This is a genomic window from Cyanobium sp. NIVA-CYA 375, assembly GCF_056108345.1.
In genome coordinates, this window is the sequence record NZ_JBSYHW010000395.1 from 1 (window position 1) to 582 (window position 582).

Sequence of the window (582 nt, forward strand, 5' to 3'; positions counted from 1 at the left end):
GCGCTGCCGTTCCAGTGCAGATCGGTGGCGCGTGAACGCACCACGTTGCCGGACCAGCTGCGCACGTTGCCGGGCAGCGGCGCGCTGGCCGAGGTGGGCGGTGCGCTGGCCACGCGCACGTCGGCATAGCGCACGCGGTTGTTGGCGTCGGGCGTGGCATCGGCCGCGCTGCTGGGGTTGTAGCGGAAGCTCCAGTCGTCGGGGTCGGCATAGCGCAGCGTGCGGAAGCTCGCCAGCGCCACCGGCGGGTTGGCCGGCGGCGGCTCGGCCAGGCGCTGCATCCCCGCCGTCGCGCGCAGGAGTTCGGGCGTGAGACCCGAGGCTGCGGCCAGCGTGGCCGCGCGCTCCTGCAGCAGCGCCTCGAGCGCAGCCCCGCTGGCGGCCTGCAGCGCCGGCTCGGCCGCGGTACCGGCCACCAGCGCCAGCTGGCCCAGCTGGTGCGTGAGCAGCTCGCGTTCGAGCGCGGCGGCGCTGATCGTGCCGCCATGGCGGTCGGGCGTGCCGACCAGGCCCGCCAGCGCACGCTGCTGCGCGTTGGCGCTGAGCTGCGCCAGCCGCGCTACCCGTGCCGCCTGCCGCGCC

General features: G+C 76.6%; 1 protein-coding gene. It reads right to left on the bottom strand.

Annotated features, from left to right (window positions below):
* Positions 1 to 582 (bottom strand): hypothetical protein (locus AC01FP_RS18780; RefSeq protein ID WP_474482435.1); only part of this gene is annotated, 582 nt, incomplete at both ends.